Genomic DNA, 17,770 nt, shown 5'->3' on the forward strand with positions numbered 1-17,770 from the left:
TCGCTAACCCACTTACCGGAGACCTCTTCAGTTATCGATCACCGCCACGCCGTGACCTCACCCGGCCCACGCCCACTTACGAAACACGGCCTAGTACTCCTACGTCACTTGATCTGCCGGCTGGCTTACTCGGCTAGCTCATGAAGAAGATCATGGCCGCGAGGCTTGCCCCCATGGCCAGGTGCTCCCAACGGAGCAGGTCCGTGATCGGTCGATCGCGCAGCCGGACGAGTGCGGTCGCCATCCAGCAGAGGTAAGCCGCCGTGGCGGCGCGTAGCAACACGAGCGCCGCGTCATGGCCGGTGACGGTGCCGTGGTCCGTCCGGGGCCCGGCGGTCATGTGGTGGGCAGCCATCGACTCGCCATGTTGATGCACCAGCACGGAGAGCGCCATGAGCACGGCCCCGGCCATACGGTGCCACTCCACCTCCGGGCCGCGCTCGGTCGGACCGCCGACGACGATTGCCACCGCCAAGACCAGGAGCAGCAGCGTGCCCGCGTACTGCACAACCGATGCGGCGTCCAGGGCCACCGCGACCATGACAGCCACCATCGCACCCGCAAGCATTCGGGCTCTGCGGGAAGCGCCCGCCCGCGGCACGACGCAGCAGCAGGCTGACACCGCGGCCGACCCGAGCATGATCACCTCGATCATCAGGACGTCATCGTGGTGCGACGCCCGGGCGTGACCATTGCGCGGTGGGGCGGCCGTTGAGACGCCACGGGTGCCCGGTCACCCGCGGCCAGCCTTCAGGCGAGTTCTCCCAGTTCTCCTGCCGGCCGTACACCGTGAGGTCCAGGGCGTGGTAGGTGGTCATCAAGGCCTCCACGCCCCGCCCGGTGGTCCAGTAGGTTTCGTAGACCTGGTCGCCGTCGCGCCGGTAGCAGGCGATGAACCCGAAGTCACGACCGTCGGCCAGCGCCGGGTCGGAGTCTTTCGCCGAATACCAGGGGAACGGGTAGCCCATGAACTCCGCGAACGGGGCACTTTCGTCGTAGGGGCCCTGGCAGAACACGGCGTAGGTGACGTCCCGAGCGTGCAAGTAGTCCAGTATCTGCATGTGACAGGTCGAGAAGGTGCACCCCTCACACTGATGCTCGTACGGTTTGCCGTCGTGCCACATGTGAAAGTAGGCGATGAGCATCCGGCGGCCCTCGAAAACCTCCACCAGCGGGGTGTCCCCGCCGGGGCCCTGGACCGTCACCGTCGGCATCAAGGTCATCGGCAGCTGACGACGAGCGGCTGCGATCGCGTCTCCTTCGCGGGTATGGGCCTTCTCCCGGACCAGCAGTTCGTTGCGCTCGCGCAGCCAGGTCTCCCGGTCGACGACCGGGGGCGCGGCGGCGCTGGACGTGGGGGTTGCCGTCATGGCTATCTCCTTCGTGGAGTGGGGATCGGTCACAGGTACAGACGACCGAGTCGGCGATCGTCATCGGTGACCGATGACGGATGGGTCCGCGGTCGTCAGTACGGTTGTGAGGACCATTCAGCCCCGGGGAAACCACATGTCCGACTCGTCTGATGAACAGGCGGTCTGGCTGCAGCGCGCCTTCGACGAGCACCGGCGTGAGCTACACATCCACTGCTACCGCCTCGCAGGGAACGTCACCGACGCGGATGACCTGGTGCAGGAGGCCTTCCTGCGTGCCTGGCGGGCTCGCGACCGCTTCGAGGGTCGGGCGTCGGCGCGCACCTGGTTCTACCGGATCGCCACGAACGTCTTCCTCGACAGCCGCAAGGCGGCCGGTCACCGGACGGTTCCGTATGGTGACCCGCTGGAGTGGTCCACCGAGCTCGGTCCTTATCCAGACGCCCTGTTGGCCGACGATCCGCAGACCGGTCTCGCCGCCCGGGAGACCGTCGAGTTGGCCCTGATCGCAGCGCTCATGTACCTGCCGCCGCGGCAGCGGGCGGCCTTCGTGCTGCGCGACGTCTACGGCTGGACGCCGCAGGAGATCGCCGACGCGCTCGACACCGCCGTAGCGGCCGTCAACAGCCTTCTCCAGCGGGCCCGCCACACCCTCCGGCGGCGCGCTCCGTCGGACCCGAAGGACTGGCGCCGCCCGCAGCTCACCAGTGAGGACGAAGAGATCCTGCGCCGCTACGCCAACGCGAAGGACCCGGAGATGATCCGGGCACTGCTCGCCGAGGACGTACGGATCACGATGCCGCCCGAGCCGCCGGTCGTCGGGATCGACGCGGCCGCGGAGTTCCTCGGCCGACCGCTCGACTGGCGTACGTTCCCCACCTCGGCCAACGGGCGCCCGGCACTGATCAACTATCTCCGCCGGCCTGGCAGCTCGCACTACGAGGCGTTGGTCGTCGACGTACTCCGGATCGAAAACGGGAAGATCGTAGAGAGCAACGCCTTCATCGGTGCCCGTCACGTCGCCGCCTTCAGCATGCCCGCCACGCTCGAGCCCTAGACGAGTAAGTCTCAAGCTAAGCGGCCGAGCCTGCGCTGGTAGTGGGATCGCCGGGCTCGGGCTTGGGATGTTCGTCGCCAGGTGGACCAGCGCAGGGTGTGCGCTGGGGGTAGTGGCAGGGCGAGGACGAAGGCGTTGAGGAGTCGGCGGATCTCGGCGACGGTCAACGCGATGATCTCCGGGTCGGGGTCGGGCTGCTGCGCGGTGGCGGCGGCGAGGATGGTCAGGACGGCCAGGGCGAGCATGGCCAGGGTGATGAACCGGTGCCAGGACGTAGGCGATCCCGCGGCGTTCCAGGTCAGCGCGCAGGCCAGGGTCGGCGCCGTAAACCTCGTCGCCAGTCACCCACCCGACCGGGACACCGGCGTCCAGCGCAGCGGCGATCATCTGCCGTGCCAGGGCAGGCTTCGTAGCGAACCCGACGTCGTCCGGGACGCCGGCGGCGGTGAGACGGTCGGGGCGATCGCACCAGGATGCCTCGGGTAGGTAGAGCCGGCGATCGATCATCGCCCGCCCCGCCGGTGACACGTAGGCCAGGAACACCCCGACCTGGCTGTTCTCGACACGCCCGGCGGTGCCCGTTTACTGCCGCTGCACCCCGACCGAGCACACGCCCTTCTTCAGGAAGCCGGTCTCGTCGACGACAAGCACCGCGTCGGGGTGGCCGAGCTGCTCGATCAGCCAATCACGCACGTCATCGCGGACGGCGTCGGCGTCCCACACCGCCGTACGCAGCAGCCGCTGCATCGCCTGCGGATCGTCGTGACCCGCCCGTTCGGCCAACGACCAGCAGGTCTTACGTTCCACGCCCGACAGCAGCCCTTCCACGAACTGCCCGGCGGTCCGACGGGGCTCCGCCCGCACGAACCGGTCCGCGACACGTGTCACCGCCTCGTCCAGGATGACCCGCCACCCGGTCGGGTCTACGCTGTGGTACACGGCCACCGCACGATCTTCGGTTGTCCTCACAAACCATCGATGATCAACGTGGTGGCCGTCCTCATGCCCGCGCCACGCCCAACGCCGAAGCCAAGTGACGTTGGAGTACTAGTTTCCGGCCGGCACCTGGTCCTTGACCTCGTCGTAGCCGACCGGCGTCGGCACCGGGCCCGGCGCGTAGATCACGCGAAGGACACCCGTCGGGAACGCTTCCGTTGCCAGCAGTCGCAGGTGGTACGCGGTGTCACCCTCGTCGAACAGCCTGCGGCCCTTGCGCGCGGCCACCGGATGCACCAGCAGACGCAGCTCGTCGACCAGGCCGGCGGCGAGCAGTTGCTGCACGACGGAGATCGACCCGGGGATGAGAACCCCCCGCACGCCGACGTCGGCCTTCAGCGCGGTGACGGCATCGAGGAGGTCACCGTCGATCAGCTCGGAGTTGCGCCAGGAGAACTCCGGCGACTGACGCGAGGCGACGACCTTGCGCATGTCGCCGAGCTGCTTGGCGAACGGTGCGTCCTCGCCACCGGCGGCCTCGCGGTCCGGCCAGGCCCCGGCGAAGCTGTCGTACGTCTCGCGGCCGATGAGCAGCACGTTGGCGGCGTCGTAGTCCTCGGTGACGGCGCGGCCCATGTTCTCGTCGAAGTACGGGAAGTGCCAGTCAGGGTCGATCTCGGCCACACCGTCGGCCGAGATGAACAGCGTGGAGATGACCTTTGCCATCGCGGAGGTCCCTTCGAGTCGGGTGATGTCGGTAGGTCGACCGGCGCATCGTCCCAAACTCGTCAGCCGCAGCCCGCCCCGCTGGCGCGTGTCGTGCCCCGTCTTTGTCAGCCGGGGTACCGCGACTTCCGTGAACTCGAGTGGATCAAGCGCCGGACCGGGCCGGGCAGGCCCAACCGGAGACCGGGGCGCCAGAGGATCGATCGCGCCCGGCGTGGTGCGGGGCGGGCTCGGCGTGACGCCGAGCCCGCCCGTTCCGGGGCGGTCGAGCTTGATCAGACTGGTCAGCGCTGCAGGGTCAGCAGCCCCGGCCGGTACGGCAGCAGGCCGTAGTCGCCGCCGGAGCTGGGAGAACGACCCTGGTAGAGCAGTTGCAGGTTGCAGGCGTTGACGGTCATCGTCTGGTCGGCGTTGGTGCGCAGCAGCTCACCGTGGCTGATGTCGTTTGTCCAGGTGGCACCGCTGTTGACCTTGCCCGCGAACGGGTTGCTCTCGCTGGTGGCTTGCGGCGTCCACGAACCGCCCAGACTGGTGGCCGTGAATGAGCGGAAGTAGCGACCCTGCGAACCGATCGCCTCGACGATCATGAGGTACTTGTTCAGACCCTGGAGCTTGTAGACCTGCACCGCCTCGAACAGGTTGTTCGTGGTGTCACTCATGATGGTCGTGTAGTTCGAGCCGAAGCTGCCCGGGAAGTTGCCGATCGGCATGCTGGCCCGGTAGATCTTGCCGTTGTCACCGGCGAAGAACAGGTACATGTTCGTGCCGTCACCGATGACCGCCTGGTCGATCGGGCCGGTGCCGGAGCCGGTGATGCTGCCGCTGAACAGCGTCTGCGCCGCCGACCACCCGTTCGGGTTGGTCGGGTCGGACGAGGTCCGGTACGAGAACGCTGGCCCACCCCACTGGTAGGCCAACACCCAGATGTTGCGCGGCGCGAAGTAGAACAACGACGGCGCGACAGTCGCGTTGTTCATCGCGTTCTGGCTCGCCGATCCCATCTGCGAGTAATTCGAGAACAGACCGAAGTTCATCGAACCCCACCTGGTCCCGGTGTCGTGGGTGGTGGCATAGACGAGCTGCTGGCCGTTGTACGGCGCGACGGTGAAGTCCTTCAGCGACACCCAACCCGACCTCGGCTGCGCCAGCGCACCGGTCGACGACCACCGGTACGTCGAGGGAAGGTCACAGGTCTGGGTGGGCGGCGGCGTGGTCGGCGGCGGATCGGTCGGCGGCGGAGTCGTCGGGGGTGGAGTCGTCGGCGTCGTGCCACCGGTGCAGGTGACACCGTTCAGGGCGAAGCTCGTCGGTGCCGGATTGCTGCCCGTCCAGGACCCGTTGAACCCGAACGACACAGTGCCGTTGGCCGGGATAGCACCGTTGTAACTCACGTTCTTCGCGGTCACCGCCGACCCGCTCTGCGTCAGCGACGTGTTCCAGGCCTGCGTCACCGTCTGCCCGGCACCGTACGACCAGGTCAGCGTCCAACTGCTCAGCGGGTCACCCAGGTTCGTGATCGCGACGTTGGCGCCGAAGCCGCCCTGCCACTGCGACGACACGGCGTAGTTCACCGAACAACCCTCAGCCGCGGCACCGGCCGGCAGCGCCGCGACAACTGTCGACGACAGCAGTAAGCCGACGCCGGCCGCAACCAGACCGGCATTGGTGGCTCTGGATCTGACCATGTAGCACCCTCCTCGCGGGACGGCGGCCCATGCATTGGTGGTGGTCATTGCGTGGTGACCGGTTGTGAACGTTAACAGGCCGCGTCAGACATGCTACGGGAGCGCTCCCATACCCTCAACAGCATCTATCTCTCGTCCTCGCCGATGTCGAGCTCGCCGATGCCGCCGGCCGAGGCGGTGACCTTCCCTCAGACGACGGTGAGGGTCACGACACCGAACTGGTTGCTCCGCTGTACGTAGTGCGGCAGATAGAGCTTCCACGTCACGGTCAGCTCACGCCCGGCCCGCATCGACGCCGGCACCTCGGCGACCATCTCGAACACGGCACTGCCGCCAGCGGGGATCTGCGGCAGGGCGCGGCAGTTCAGCCGGTACAGCTGGGCCGAGTTCACCGCGTCGTTCGTCGCGTCGCCGAGAGAGAACCGTTCCATCAGGTAGGCCGGGCAAGGGTCCAACGCGAGGGTGCCGTCGGTCGGGTTGCCCAGCGTCACCCGGAAGGTGAGCCGCGACCCGGCGACGGCGGTCGTCGGCCCCTGCACGGCGACGGTGAGCTTCTCGAGCGGCGAGGACGGGGGCTTCGACACCGCCACCGGCTCGGTGAATCCGCCCGCGGACAGCGTCCCGCGCGCGCGGGGGTTGACCCCCTCCCCCTGCGGACAGCCCGGACGCTCGTCGGCGGTGACCGGTGCGCGAAGCCTGCCACCGTCGTGCGGCAGTTCGATCGCGAGCTCCAACGACCCCTTCACGGGCTGGCAGAACGGTCCGGACCAGTCCAGACGCAGGCTGGCGTTGCCGCCGGCCGGCACGACGACCACCCGGGTACGGCCCTCCTCGTCGATGCCGTGGGTGTAGAGCATCGGGATCTCGCGACCGCCGGCGCGCATGGTCGTGGGCACCTCGCCCTGCAGGGTGCACTCGTCCGTCGACGAGTTCCGCACGTCCACTTCGCCGATGAGCTTGCCGATGGCGGCGTCGAAGCCCCGAGGCGTCTCACCGCCGTTGCCGGGCCGCGTCCAGGTGGTGAGCCGACCGGTCAGCTGCTCCGCCCGGCACGGTTCGCTGCCGGTGGCCGGCGTTCTCGGCGCGGGAGGGCGACCGTTGAAGTCCTCGTCGGTGATCTTCAGGTCGGCCCAGGGCACGCTGCCGTCGGCGAGCAACTCGGTGGGCACCGGCAGCGCGACCGTCGGGTCCGAGCGACCCGGCTGGGCGTTCGGATCGGCACACGCCACCACCACGGTGAGGACGATCAGCAGTGGCACCAGTAGTCGACGCATCCCGCCACCCTCACACGAACGAGCCGCCCGGGCCTGAGTAGCAGTGCTCAGCGCCGATCAGTCTCCGATGGCCCCGGGCCCTCGGCGATCGCGACGGGAGTGCCGAGCTCGACGGTACGGGAGACCGTGCACAACCGATCGTGCGACTGCTGCAACGACCGGGGCAGCGCCGCACGGGCCGCGTCGCCCTCCGCGCCCTCCGGGAACGTCACCGTGAACTCGACCCGCAGGTTGCGCATCCGGTTCCCGCCGGCCTCGTCCCGGATCTTGTCACCGGTCACGGCGACGGCGAACCCGGTCGGCTCGGCACGACGACTGGTGATGTGGTCCACGTCCACGGCGGCGCAACCGCCGATGGCGGCCAGCAGCAACTCCACCGGCGTGAAACTGCCGTCCTCACCCGTGCCCAACGACACCGACCCGCCACGGGAGTTCCGCACGACGTAGTTGCCCAGGCTGGTGCGCTCGATCGCCACCGAACGGAAGGTGTCCTCAGTCATGACAGAAAACTACCCGCCTCGACGATCACGAGTACGTGAGATGCAGCGTCATCCCGGCATCGGCGTGCGCCAGGTTGTGGCAGTGGTTGGCCCACATCCCCGGGTTGTCGGCCCGGAACGCCACCTCCCACACCTCGCCCGGACGGACGTCGAACGAGTCCAGCCACAGCGGGCTTCCGGTCGCCGGTTCACCATCGCGGGCCAGCACCAGGACGTGGTGGCCGTGCAGGTGCCACGGGTGCACGGTCTGCGACCGGTTGACGATCGTGAACCGTACGACGTCACCCAGGCGTACGACCTGCGGTGGGATGTCCGGATCGGCCGCGCCGTTGACGGTGTGGGCGTACCGCGGTAGCAGTCTGCGCAGGTCGAGGACGCGGTCGAGGACGAGGGTGAACGTCTTGTCGAACCGGGACCACCGCACCGGGGCAGTCGTGCCGTAGCCGAGCGGATCCAGCACCGGCCAGGCGCCGGTCGCCGTCGACACCGGGCCGGTCGAGTAGACGGTGCGTCCGTCGACGACCAGTGCCACCGGGGTCGCCGACGCGTCGAAGACCAGGTCGTAGCGGCCCCCGGCCGGGATCAGCACGGCGGTGTCCACCAGCGGCGTCGGGCCGCGCAGGTCGACACCGTCGACCGCGGCCACCCGGAACGCGGTCCCGGCCAGGGCGTAGCGGTGCGTGGTGCTGTCGGTGTTGATCAGTCGCATCCGCACCGGCACGCCGGCCTGGACCTTCTCCACTCTCGGCGCGGGCAACGGACGGCCCGCCAGGGTGTGCACCGGCACTGTGACGTCGAGGCCGGTCACCGGGCCCGGTCGCACCACCAGCACGCCGTAGAGACCCATCCGCACGCCGACATCGGAGGCCGAATGCGTGTGGTACCAGTACGTTCCGGCCTGGTCGGCGCGGAGCCGGTAGACGAACTCCTGCCCGGGCCGCACCGCCGCCTGGGTCACACCGGGTACCCCGTCCTGATCGTTGGGCACGTCGTACCCGTGCCAGTGCACTGTGACGCCGCGCTCGATGTTCCGGTTGCGCAGCGTCACCTCCAGGACGTCGCCGACCGTGGCGGTCAACTCCGGTCCGGGGACCTGCCCGTTGAACGCCCACGCCGCTACGTTCCGCCCGGCCGCGTCCACAGTGGCGGCTGCGGCGGTCAGGGTGAACCGCCGGGTGGGTTCGTCGGCGATGCGGGCCGCCGGAGAACCATGCTCATGCGGTACGGCGGGCGCGGCGCCCGGGGTGACGGTCAGCCCGGTTCCGGTCAGCAGGGCCGCGACCGCCACCACGAGGGCCACCCGGGACACCGTCCGGGACGGGCGCGCACCGAGCGCACGCGCCGAGATCACCGTGGCCGCCACGACCCCGGCGACTGCCAGCAGCCCCGCCCCGGCCGACGCCGGATAGCCGTGCAGGACCGTCACGAGCAGGGCGCTGCTCGTGGCGTACCCGGCGAAGAGGAGCGGGACCGCGACGGCCCGGATGTCGCCCCGGGCCCGCAGCAACCGCGGGCCGGCGACGCCCACCGCCGCGAGCGACAGCGGGGCCGCGATGAGGACCTTCTCCGCCGCGAACCACCAGCCGGCCCGGGCGAGGCCGGTGATCGTGAGCGCGCGGGCGAGCGTGGCGAGCAGCGCGACGGCCGCCAGTCCCAGTGCGAGCGGGCGACGACGGGCAGCGGACGCGGCGCCAGCCCCCAGCCAGGCGGCGACCGCGAGGACCGCGATCACGAGGTCGGCCACGAGTAGCGACCCGGTGGTCACGCCGGCTCTCCTTCCCGGGTGACCAGCCGAGCCACGCCGGCGGGAACCGAAACGGCGAGCTGTCGCGCCGCCCGATGGACGCCGACCACGACGTGCACCGCGATGATCCCGTTGAGCGCGTGCAACCCACCGATGGTCAGGCCGAGCGGGGTGCTGACACCCGACGCGTCGGTGGAGGCCTCCGCCAACATGGCGATGAGTGGCTGGAGGGCGACGAGGCCGATCGGGAGGACCGCCAGTCCGATGATCTTTCCGGGTGCCTTCGCCAGCGCGGCGAACAGGGCGGTGAGCAGCGTGAGAAGCGGGATCACCGCCATGCCGTTGACGCTGTGCAGCGCGTACGCGTCGTCGCCGGCGGGTCTGGTGAACCCACCCACGGCGGCGAGGACGAACTGCACGGCGAACGCGACGAGCAGCAGTGCGCTGATGATGACGAGTGCCTTGCGCATGGGTTACCTCCTAGATGTGCGCCGAGGCGAGGGCCTGGGCGACGTGATCGGTGGCCGTGATCGCCCCGTACGCGACCAACCGCACGAGGTCCGCGTCGGCGGGGTGGGAGAGCCGCCAGAGAGCGACGTCACCCGGGCTGATCGCGCCGGGCGCGAACGCCGCCAGCAACGCGATCCGCGTCCCGACGCGGTCCGCGCCCGGCACGTCCCGGACCAGGTCGACGGCCCAGTCCGCGGGCCGCGCCGGGAACTGCCCGTCCTCCCAGCGCACCGTGGCCGTGACGGTCTGGCGCGCCACCGCGCCCAGCAGATCCCCACCCCGGGTGGCGGCGTTCCGCAGCGACGCGTAGGCGACACCCACCGGGCTGTCCCCCGCCCAGGCGGGAGGTGATGCCGTCGGGTCGACGTCGAGCAGCGGAAGGCTTCGGCCGGGCTCCTTCGACTCCCGGGCCGCCCTGGCGTAGAGCCGGCCCCCGACCGAGCGCACCAGCGGGGAACGTTGCAGGCCGCCGGGGAGCAGATCGGGGTCGAGCAACGCGGAGACGACCCGGTTGATGAAGTGGAAGGCGAGCAGGGTGCCGGTGATCTCCGGGCCGTGGGCGCTGGTCCAGTCGGCGGATCTGGGGTTGCGGCTCGCCTGCGCCCAGCCGACGAGCGCGGCGTACCCCGGCTCGGCGGGCGTCTCGCCCCGGGCGACGGTCTCGGCCAGCTTCGGTGCGCCCAGCGCGTGCAGCAGCAGCACGTGGGCGTCGACGCAGAACTGACAGCGGTTGACCCGGGAGACCGACGCCGCGACGAGTTCGCGGTCGACCCGGGGCGCGTCCCCGGCGAGCAGCGCCTCCCGCATCAGCGCCCAGGTCGCGGCCAGCACCTCCGGCACGGCCGAGAGCGCCTGGAAGGCCGGCAACGGCCCGAGAAAGTCGTCGCGCAACTGTTGGTAGACGGCTGCGGTGCGGCCGGTGGCCGCCCTCGTCGGTGTGGGGGCGAAAAAGCGGTATGTCATGGGCTCGATGCTTGTTCCGGCGGGCCGGGAAAACGTCGTGCCGTCGCAGACACTTGCCGCGCCGCTCATACCGCGTCCGTGGTACGCCGCAGCTACCACGCGCGCGGGATGCTCCACCGACGACGGCCGTTCTACAGTGCGACCATGCGCCGCGACCTCCCGTACGCCGTCGGCGGTCTCGCCCTCGGCGTCCTCCTGCTCGGCAACGCCGTGCTCACCCCGGACGCCGCGCCGGTCGAGGTGCTCGACGTCGCCCTGGTCCTCGCCACCGTGGTGGCCCTGGCGGCGTGCCGGCGATACCCGGTGGTGGCGCTGGGCGTGGTCACCGTCGCCATGCTGGCCGTCCACGTCCGGGTGCATCCCGGGGTGTCCGCCGCGTTCCCCGTCCTGTGCGCGGTCTACGTCAGCGCCTGGCAGGGGCACCGGTCGGCCGCCGCCGTGGCCAGCCTCGCCTTCCTCGGTAGCTTCCTGGCCAGCGACATCTCGATGGCGCCGCCCGGCCGAGCGGGCCAACTGGTCGCCGAACGGACGGCCCTGCTGCTCGGCTGGTTCGTGGCGGCCAACGTCGCCGGCCTCGTCGCGCGGCAGCGCCGGGCGTACCTGGAGCAGGTCGAGCAGCGGGCCGTCGAGGCCGAACGCACCCGCGAGGAGATGGCGTTGCGCCGCGCCGGGGAGGAGCGCCTGCGCATCGCCCGCGACCTGCACGACTCCCTGACCCACAGCATCTCCGTGATCAAGGTGCAGGCGGGGATCGCCGTGCACCTGGCCCGCAAACACGGCGAGGAGCCGTCGGCCACGCTGCTGGCGATCCAGGAGGCCAGCGGCGCCGCCATGCGGGAACTCCGCACGACCCTCGACGTCCTACGCGCACCGACCGACGGCGATCGGGTCGGGCTGGCCCGGGTGGACGAGTTGGCCGAGCGGACCCGGGCGGTCGGCGTACCGGTGCAGGTGACCGTCACCGGCCAGCGCGGCGACCTGCCCGACGAGGTCGACCAGGCCGGGTACCGGGTCATCCAGGAGGCGCTCACCAACGTGGCCCGCCACGCCGGGCCCGCGACCGCGCACATCCAGGTGGAGTACGCCCCGGCGGGGCTGACCGTCGCGGTCAGCGACGACGGTCGCGCGTCGCCGGCCGAGCCGCTGACCCCGGGCGTGGGCCTGCGCGGCATGCGGGAGCGGGTCAGCGCCCTGGGCGGCACACTGCGGACCGCCGCGCACGACGACCACGGGTTCACCGTACGGGCCACCTTCCCGCTGGACGGCCCACGATGACCGCCCGCCGCCCGCAGGAGCCGGGATGATCCGGGTCCTGCTCGCCGACGACCAGGCGCTGATGCGGGCCGGCTTCCGGGCACTGCTCGAGGCCGAGGACCACCTGGAGGTCGTCGGCGAGGCGACCGACGGCACCTCGGCCGTCCACCTGTCGCGGAGTCTGCGCCCGGACGTCGTCCTCATGGATGTGCAGATGCCGGGCCTCGACGGCATCGAGGCCACCCGGCGCATCGCCGCCGATCCCGACCTGGCCGCGATCCGCGTTCTCATCCTCACCAACTACGGGCTCGACTCCTACGTGTTCGCCGCGCTCCGCGCGGGCGCCAGCGGCTTCCTCCTCAAGGACGCCGACCCCGCCGACCTGCTGCACGCCGTCACCGTCGTGGCGCGCGGTGACGCGCTGCTCGCGCCGACCGTCACCCGCACACTGATCAGTGAGTTCGTGGCCGGACCACCGCCGGCCGTGCCGACCGCCGGCCGCGACGTGCTGACCGCCCGGGAGCAGGAGATCGTCGAACTGGTCGCCCGTGGGCTGACCAACGACGAGATCGCCGCGCGCATGGTGATCAGTCCGCTGACCGCCAAGACTCACGTCAACCGGGCGATGACGAAGCTGCACTGCCGCGACCGGGCCCAGTTGGTCGTGTGGGCGTACGAGTCGGGGCTGATCACGCCGCGTCGGCGGTGATCGCCGTCTCCGAAAGACGAGTCGATCAACCCCCCTTGGGAACATGAGGGAGGGTCGACGCACTAGCATTGCCGCCGTCCGCGACGGCTCTGCTGAATCGAGGCGACATGCGTTGGCTCCGTCGATTGCTGGGCGGTAGGCGAGTCCAGCTCGACCCGGGACGCCAGCAGGCGCTGCTGCACGACGTCCAGTCCCGGTACGGCCCCCACGCGCGGGTCCGGTTCACCGAGCAGGTCGACGCGCTCGCCGGTTCGCTCGACAGTGACGACGGCCTGGTGGTGGCGACCCGGATCGTGAGTCAGGTCGCCGACGAGGCCCACGTGGACCTTCAGGCCCAGGCGCAGGAGATCCACCGGCGGACGGGCCGGCGGCTGCTGGTGCACCGCCGTAACTACCGGCCGCTGTGGAAGGAGGCGGGCCCGGCCCTGCGCTGGCCGCTGTTCGCGTTGCCGTGTGGCTTCCACCCGTACGCGCAGGTGGCCGCCGCCGTCACCGTGGTCGGCAAGCGGGCGCCCCGGCTCGACCGGGTGACCGACCCGAACCCGGTGGTGACCCGCGTGTTCGAGGTGCTCGACCTGACCACCTCCGGCTGGGAGTACGGCCGGGTGCGGGTGGACACCGACGCCGCCACCCTGGCCGATCGGCTGATCGTCAGCGCCGGGCAGGTCCTCGCGGCCATGGACGACCCGCCGCGACTGCCACCCGCGGTGCGGGAGCTGATGCGTCGCAACAACACCGTCGCCGTGCACGACCCGGCCGGCCCTCGGGCGGTTGGCGGGATCAACCTGGGCGCGCGGATGCGGGAGGAGTTCCTGGTCTGAGCGCCGTCGGCGCTACTGATCGGGGCGCCGACGGGCGAGATGGACGGTGAGGTCGGCGCAGAGCTCGACGGTCTCGGGTAGGACCTGTTCGATCTGGGCGAAGACCTGCTCCTGCGTGGAGGTCGGCAGCTCGAGGTACGCCGAGATCGTCGACAGCTGTCCGACGTAGTCGCGCGCACTCATCGTCAGCCGACGCTCGATCACGGTCTGCTGCACATCGGTGAACCACTCGGACCGTTGGAGCTCGGTGCCCGGCCACTGCATGGCCTGCTCCGGCGGCGTGCCGTCGGGCGAGGGGATCTCGTCGCTCTCCAGGAAGGGTGCCCGGGCGGCGCGGAGAGCGTCCGCCACCGCCGGGTCGACCAGCTGGGTGGGTCCACCGAACGAGGCGAACACCCCGCCGGGTTCCAGCAACGCGGCCATCCGTGACCACCGCGCCTCCGGTTTCGTCCAGTGCAGGGCCGCCGCCGCGTAGACCAGGTGGTACGTCGCGCCCGGCCGTAGGTCCTCGAACGCGGCCCGCACGGTGTGGACGCCTGCCGGCACGTGCTTGCGCAGCTCGGCGAGCATGGCCCGGTCCGGCTCGGTCGCGGTGACCGTGACGCCCGCTGCGGCGAACAGCCGGGTCGCCTTGCCCGTGCCGGCGCCGATCTCCAGGGCCGTTCGCACGGGCCGGCCCGCGTACGTCAGCACCACATCGACAAGCTCGGCGGGGTACCCCGGTCGGTACCGTTCGTATTGTCTGGCCACCATCCCGAAGCTCAGTGCGCGAACAGGCATGGGGCAATCCTGTCACCACTCGCGTCGGTGACGCCGGAACCTTCCCGGAACGGTCGGCTGCGTGCCGGCGTGACGACAACCACGCGCAACCGCTTGCCGGTCCGCCGAACACCGCTCGACCATGGGCGGACGGGGCCGGAGGGTCTGGTGATCGTCGGAGTCGACGTGAGCGGTATACCTCAGAGTCAGATTCATACCTCCGAGGTATACCGCTCAACACCGGCCGACACCGGATCCGCCCCGAGGAGGGTGACCGACGGTCAGCGCCGACCGCCGACCGCCGACGGCGACCGGGCCCGTCCCCCAGGTGGGACGGACCCGGTCGTGCTCCCCCGAGCTGGATTCGTTGCCGTCAGCCCCCGATCGCGATGGCGAAGATGTGCATGGTCGGCACGTTCGTCGCGGGACGGGCGCTGATGTTCGGCAACACGACCGAGGCCACCGCCTTGCTCTGCAACGCCACACCGACGTAGTAGACGCACGCGGCGGTGTTCTGACGGCCGTTGTTGGGCCGGTTCTGGTACGCGGACACGATGGCCGCGGTACCCCCGGAGTGTGGCCCGCCGTACCAGTCCGGCGAGCTCAACGTGAACGTCTGGCGGGTGCCGTCGGCGTAGACCACGGTGCCGGTGCCCGACACCGCTCCGTAGGTGCCGGTCAGCAGGAAGCCGAGCGTGCTGCCGGTGCCGGTCACGCCGATGGTCTGGCCCGAGGCGATGGCGTTGTCGGCGGCCCCGGAGCTGACGTTGGGCCAGCGGAAGTTGACCCCGTTGCGGCTCACCGTGCCACCCGGGCTCGCCCCGGCCTGCGCGAGGGCCTGCGCGGAGAGCGAGGCCCCACCGCCGTCGAAGTTCCCGACGTTGGTGTTGCTGTCGCTGGTGATGCCGACGTTGCTGAAGCTCTGCTCCAGCGTCGGCGTGGCGGCACCGGAACTGGTGACCCGGTAGGTGCGCCCGGCCTGCACGGTGACCTCGATCAGGTCGGACTCGATCCGGGTGGTCCGGGCCGCCGTACCGTCGGCGGTGTCGACCACGGTGACGGTGCCGGTCAGGATCCGGGAGCGCAGGCGGACGGTGCCGGCCCGGTCCGGTCGGACGAGGATCTCGGTGGCCAGGCCGCTCGCCCAGGTGATGCCGACCGTGTGCCCACCCCGACCGCGCAGACCGGTCACCCGCCCGCTCGGCCAGGCCGGCGGCAGCGCGGGCAGGACGTGCAACTCGCCGATGTGGCTCTGCAGCAGCATCTCGGCGATGCCGGCGGTGGCGCCGAAGTTGCCGTCGATCTGGAACGGCGGGTGCAGGTCGAACATGTTGGGCGCGAGTCGCGCGGTGGTGGCGAGGTAGCGGATCAGGTCGTGGGCCCGCTTGCCCTCCTCCATCCGCGCCCAGAAGTTGATTTTCCAGGCCAGCGACCAGCCAGTGCCGTCGTCACCGCGCAGCGCCAGGGTCCGCCGGGCCGCCTCGAACAGCTGTGGGGTGCCGCGCTTGGTGATCTGGTTGCTGGGGGCCAGCCCGTACAGGTGCGAGATGTGCCGGTGGTTGGGCTCGGTCTCCACCCAGTCGTAGAGCCACTCCATGATGTTGCCGCGCGAGCCGACCTTCATCGGGGGGAGCCGGTCCCGGGTGGCACGAACCTGGGCCCGGAAGGTGCTGTCCACGTCGAGGATCTCGCTCGCCCGGGCGACGCCGTCGAACAGGTCCCGCAGGATCTGGTTGTCCATGGTGGGGCCGGCGCAGACGCTGGCGTTCGAGTGGTGACTCAGCTCCGGTGAGTTCGACGGGTTCGTCACCAGGTAACCGAGGGTCGGCTCGGTCACCAGAGTGTTGAGGAAGAACTGCGCGGCACCCTTCATGGCCGGGTAGTTCGTCCGCAGGAACTCGATGTCGCCGTTGAACAGGTAGTGGTCCCAGATCAGCGTGGACAGCCAGGCGCCGCCGGTCTGCCACATGCCCCAGAACGCGCCGTCGACCACCGCCGTGGCCCGCCACGCGTCCGTGTTGTGGTGGGTGACCCAGCCGCCGGCCCCGTACTGCACCTGGGCGGTCCGTGCTCCGGCGACGGCGAGATCTCTGACCATGTCGAAGACCGGGTTGTGGCACTCGGCCAGGTTCGTGGTGTTGGCCGGCCAGTAGTTCATCGGCAGGTTGGCGTTGATCGTGTACTTCGAGTCCCAGGATGGGGTCAGCGAGTCGTTCCAGATGCCCTGGAGGTTCGCCGGTTGGGTGCCGGGCCGCGAGGACGAGATCAGCAGGTACCTGCCGAACTGGAACAGCAGCGCCGAGAACTGCGGGTCGTTGACGCTGTTGTGCTGCGCGATCCGGACGTCCGTCGTCTGGTCGGCCGCGGACGTGCGGCCCAGATCCAGGCTGACCCGGTTGAACAGCGCCTGGTAGTCGGCCACGTGCCGGTTGCGCAACTGGTCGTAGCTGCTGGCCCGCGCGCTGGTGAGCCGCTGCCGGGCGATGCCCTGGTAGTCGCCGCCGACGTTGCGGTAGTTGACGTAGCTGGAGCCGATGGAGATCAGCAGGACCACGCTGTTGGCGTTCGTCACCCGCAGGGTGCCGCCGGAGCTGGACACACTGCCGCCGCTGATCGTCGCGTTGGCGAGGGCGAGGAAGCGGACCTGGCCGGTGACGCCCTCCATGTTTCCGGAGACGCCGTCGAGGCCGATGGTGGTGCCGTCGGGGCTGGACACCGACGTCCGCTGCGGGCTGTCGAAGGTGGCGGTGAAGCTGATCGAGCCGGTGCGGTCGGCGGTCAGTCGCATGGCGATGACCTGATCCGGCGCGCTCGCGAACACCTCCCGTTGGTGGCGAACGCCGTTGAGCACGTAGGACGTCGTCACGGTGGCGGTGGTGAGGTCGAGCGTCCGGTCGTACTGTGACGCTCCGCTGGCGGAACCGAACGCGAGCCGGAGGTTGCCGACGGTCTGGTAGGCGAGCTGACCACCGGGGTTGCCCATCATGGTCTGGTTGATCAGATCCTGTGCCTGGGTCCACTGGTTCGCGTTGACCAGCCGCCGGATCTCTGGCAGCGCCGCCGCGCCTCGGGTGTTGCTGGGATCGTGCGGCCCACCGGCCCAGACGGTGTCCTCGTTGAGCTGAAGCCGCTCGGTGTCGACGTTGCCGAAGACCATGGCGCCGAGCCGGCCGTTGCCGATCGGCAGCGCCCGCAGCCAGTCGGTGCCGGCCCCTTCGTCATACCAGAGGGCGAGGTCCCCGGCGGCCATCACCTGCGGCGGGGCCGCCGAGTCGGCCTTGGCCACCGCGGTCCAGGGCACCGGCAGGAGAGCACCGCCCGCGCCGGCTGCGCCGACCTTGAGGGCCTGCCGTCGGGTCAGGTCTGACATCGATCCTCCAAACGGTGGCCAGTCCGGCCACCCCGAAGCGTGACAACTATGGGACTCGACATGGGGATCCGCTTGGTGGGGCCAACCGGGAC

The 17,770-nt window shown here is 70.4% G+C and carries 16 protein-coding genes and 1 pseudogene; 4 read left to right on the plus strand and 13 right to left on the minus strand.

Annotation, left to right across the window (positions count from 1 at the left end; all coding sequences use genetic code 11):
- Window positions 1-133: 133 nt before the first annotated feature.
- Together ACIBEF_RS20480 and ACIBEF_RS20485 are read right to left on the minus strand one after the other, a co-directional pair.
- Window positions 134-655 carry a hypothetical protein gene (locus ACIBEF_RS20480; protein ID WP_396794796.1) on the minus strand — a complete coding sequence of 174 codons (522 nt, stop codon included), beginning with the start codon at window positions 653-655 and terminating at the stop codon, window positions 134-136.
- A gap of 7 nt (window positions 656-662) precedes the next feature.
- The gene (locus ACIBEF_RS20485) at window positions 663-1,370 is read right to left on the minus strand and encodes a DUF899 family protein (protein WP_396794797.1); all 708 of its coding nucleotides are present in this window, start codon (window positions 1,368-1,370) and stop codon (window positions 663-665) included.
- Between the two features lie 136 nt (window positions 1,371-1,506).
- Here ACIBEF_RS20485 and ACIBEF_RS20490 point away from each other — a divergent pair, with 136 nt between their 5' ends.
- Complete coding sequence (locus ACIBEF_RS20490; RefSeq protein WP_396794798.1) at window positions 1,507-2,427, plus strand: RNA polymerase subunit sigma-70; 921 nt, start codon at window positions 1,507-1,509, stop codon at window positions 2,425-2,427.
- Between the two features lie 11 nt (window positions 2,428-2,438).
- Here ACIBEF_RS20490 and ACIBEF_RS20495 read toward each other — a convergent pair whose 3' ends face one another.
- From ACIBEF_RS20495 to ACIBEF_RS20535, 9 genes and pseudogenes are all read right to left on the minus strand, one after another.
- Window positions 2,439-2,672: a hypothetical protein gene (locus tag ACIBEF_RS20495; RefSeq protein WP_396794799.1), complete on the minus strand. Its 234-nt coding sequence runs from the start codon at window positions 2,670-2,672 to the stop codon at window positions 2,439-2,441.
- Window positions 2,635-3,330: pseudogene (locus ACIBEF_RS20500) on the minus strand (IS701 family transposase); the annotation flags it as partial. The gene ACIBEF_RS20495 and the pseudogene ACIBEF_RS20500, both read right to left, overlap by 38 nt.
- Before the next feature lie 144 nt (window positions 3,331-3,474).
- Window positions 3,475-4,089 carry a dihydrofolate reductase family protein gene (locus ACIBEF_RS20505; RefSeq protein WP_396794800.1) on the minus strand — a complete coding sequence of 205 codons (615 nt, stop codon included), beginning with the start codon at window positions 4,087-4,089 and terminating at the stop codon, window positions 3,475-3,477.
- A 284-nt stretch (window positions 4,090-4,373) separates the two neighbouring features.
- A complete protein-coding gene (locus ACIBEF_RS20510; protein WP_396794801.1) occupies window positions 4,374-5,774 on the minus strand; it encodes a non-reducing end alpha-L-arabinofuranosidase family hydrolase in 1,401 nt (466 codons plus the stop codon).
- Window positions 5,775-5,962: 188 nt separating this feature from the next.
- Entirely contained in the window at window positions 5,963-7,048 is a 1,086-nt protein-coding gene (locus ACIBEF_RS20515; RefSeq protein WP_396794802.1) for a hypothetical protein, read from the minus strand.
- A gap of 47 nt (window positions 7,049-7,095) precedes the next feature.
- The gene (locus ACIBEF_RS20520) at window positions 7,096-7,548 is read right to left on the minus strand and encodes an OsmC family protein (RefSeq protein ID WP_396794803.1); all 453 of its coding nucleotides are present in this window, start codon (window positions 7,546-7,548) and stop codon (window positions 7,096-7,098) included.
- A 25-nt stretch (window positions 7,549-7,573) separates the two neighbouring features.
- Entirely contained in the window at window positions 7,574-9,313 is a 1,740-nt protein-coding gene (locus ACIBEF_RS20525; protein WP_396794804.1) for a multicopper oxidase family protein, read from the minus strand.
- Entirely contained in the window at window positions 9,310-9,762 is a 453-nt protein-coding gene (locus tag ACIBEF_RS20530; RefSeq protein WP_396794806.1) for a DUF6220 domain-containing protein, read from the minus strand. The genes ACIBEF_RS20525 and ACIBEF_RS20530 overlap by 4 nt, the downstream gene beginning before the upstream one ends.
- A 10-nt stretch (window positions 9,763-9,772) precedes the next feature.
- On the minus strand, window positions 9,773-10,765 hold the full coding sequence (locus ACIBEF_RS20535; RefSeq protein WP_396794808.1) for a carboxymuconolactone decarboxylase family protein: 993 nt from the start codon (window positions 10,763-10,765) through the stop codon (window positions 9,773-9,775).
- Window positions 10,766-10,909: 144 nt separating this feature from the next.
- Here ACIBEF_RS20535 and ACIBEF_RS20540 point away from each other — a divergent pair, with 144 nt between their 5' ends.
- The 3 genes from ACIBEF_RS20540 to ACIBEF_RS20550 all read left to right on the plus strand — a co-directional run bounded on the left by ACIBEF_RS20540 (window position 10,910) and on the right by ACIBEF_RS20550 (window position 13,549).
- Window positions 10,910-12,040: a sensor histidine kinase gene (locus ACIBEF_RS20540; RefSeq protein ID WP_396794810.1), complete on the plus strand. Its 1,131-nt coding sequence runs from the start codon at window positions 10,910-10,912 to the stop codon at window positions 12,038-12,040.
- A gap of 25 nt (window positions 12,041-12,065) precedes the next feature.
- Window positions 12,066-12,728 carry a response regulator gene (locus ACIBEF_RS20545; RefSeq protein ID WP_396794811.1) on the plus strand — a complete coding sequence of 221 codons (663 nt, stop codon included), beginning with the start codon at window positions 12,066-12,068 and terminating at the stop codon, window positions 12,726-12,728.
- 107 nt (window positions 12,729-12,835) lie between these two features.
- Window positions 12,836-13,549: a hypothetical protein gene (locus ACIBEF_RS20550; protein ID WP_396794812.1), complete on the plus strand. Its 714-nt coding sequence runs from the start codon at window positions 12,836-12,838 to the stop codon at window positions 13,547-13,549.
- Window positions 13,550-13,561: 12 nt separating this feature from the next.
- On the opposite strand, the gene ACIBEF_RS20555 is transcribed toward ACIBEF_RS20550, so the two are convergent.
- On the minus strand, window positions 13,562-14,329 hold the full coding sequence (locus tag ACIBEF_RS20555) for a class I SAM-dependent methyltransferase (protein WP_396794813.1): 768 nt from the start codon (window positions 14,327-14,329) through the stop codon (window positions 13,562-13,564).
- A 352-nt stretch (window positions 14,330-14,681) separates the two neighbouring features.
- On the minus strand, window positions 14,682-17,678 hold the full coding sequence (locus ACIBEF_RS20560) for a glycosyl hydrolase family 95 catalytic domain-containing protein (protein ID WP_396794814.1): 2,997 nt from the start codon (window positions 17,676-17,678) through the stop codon (window positions 14,682-14,684).
- Between the last annotated feature and the right edge of the window lie 92 nt (window positions 17,679-17,770).

It is taken from the genome of Micromonospora sp. NPDC050795, from assembly GCF_044456785.1.
In the GTDB taxonomy this organism is placed as follows: Bacteria; Actinomycetota; Actinomycetes; order Mycobacteriales; family Micromonosporaceae; genus Micromonospora.

Coding starts and splice junctions, on each gene's coding strand:
- ACIBEF_RS20490 (WP_396794798.1), top strand. CDS start 1,507: ATGTCCGACTCGTCTGATGAACAGGCGGTCTGGCTGCAGCGCGCCTTC.
- ACIBEF_RS20535 (WP_396794808.1), bottom strand. CDS start 10,765: ATGACATACCGCTTTTTCGCCCCCACACCGACGAGGGCGGCCACCGGC.
- ACIBEF_RS20495 (WP_396794799.1), bottom strand. CDS start 2,672: ATGCTCGCCCTGGCCGTCCTGACCATCCTCGCCGCCGCCACCGCGCAG.
- ACIBEF_RS20505 (WP_396794800.1), bottom strand. CDS start 4,089: ATGGCAAAGGTCATCTCCACGCTGTTCATCTCGGCCGACGGTGTGGCC.
- ACIBEF_RS20485 (WP_396794797.1), bottom strand. CDS start 1,370: ATGACGGCAACCCCCACGTCCAGCGCCGCCGCGCCCCCGGTCGTCGAC.
- ACIBEF_RS20540 (WP_396794810.1), top strand. CDS start 10,910: ATGCGCCGCGACCTCCCGTACGCCGTCGGCGGTCTCGCCCTCGGCGTC.
- ACIBEF_RS20545 (WP_396794811.1), top strand. CDS start 12,066: ATGATCCGGGTCCTGCTCGCCGACGACCAGGCGCTGATGCGGGCCGGC.
- ACIBEF_RS20510 (WP_396794801.1), bottom strand. CDS start 5,774: ATGGTCAGATCCAGAGCCACCAATGCCGGTCTGGTTGCGGCCGGCGTC.
- ACIBEF_RS20515 (WP_396794802.1), bottom strand. CDS start 7,048: ATGCGTCGACTACTGGTGCCACTGCTGATCGTCCTCACCGTGGTGGTG.
- ACIBEF_RS20550 (WP_396794812.1), top strand. CDS start 12,836: ATGCGTTGGCTCCGTCGATTGCTGGGCGGTAGGCGAGTCCAGCTCGAC.
- ACIBEF_RS20520 (WP_396794803.1), bottom strand. CDS start 7,548: ATGACTGAGGACACCTTCCGTTCGGTGGCGATCGAGCGCACCAGCCTG.
- ACIBEF_RS20530 (WP_396794806.1), bottom strand. CDS start 9,762: ATGCGCAAGGCACTCGTCATCATCAGCGCACTGCTGCTCGTCGCGTTC.
- ACIBEF_RS20480 (WP_396794796.1), bottom strand. CDS start 655: ATGATCGAGGTGATCATGCTCGGGTCGGCCGCGGTGTCAGCCTGCTGC.
- ACIBEF_RS20555 (WP_396794813.1), bottom strand. CDS start 14,329: ATGCCTGTTCGCGCACTGAGCTTCGGGATGGTGGCCAGACAATACGAA.
- ACIBEF_RS20560 (WP_396794814.1), bottom strand. CDS start 17,678: ATGTCAGACCTGACCCGACGGCAGGCCCTCAAGGTCGGCGCAGCCGGC.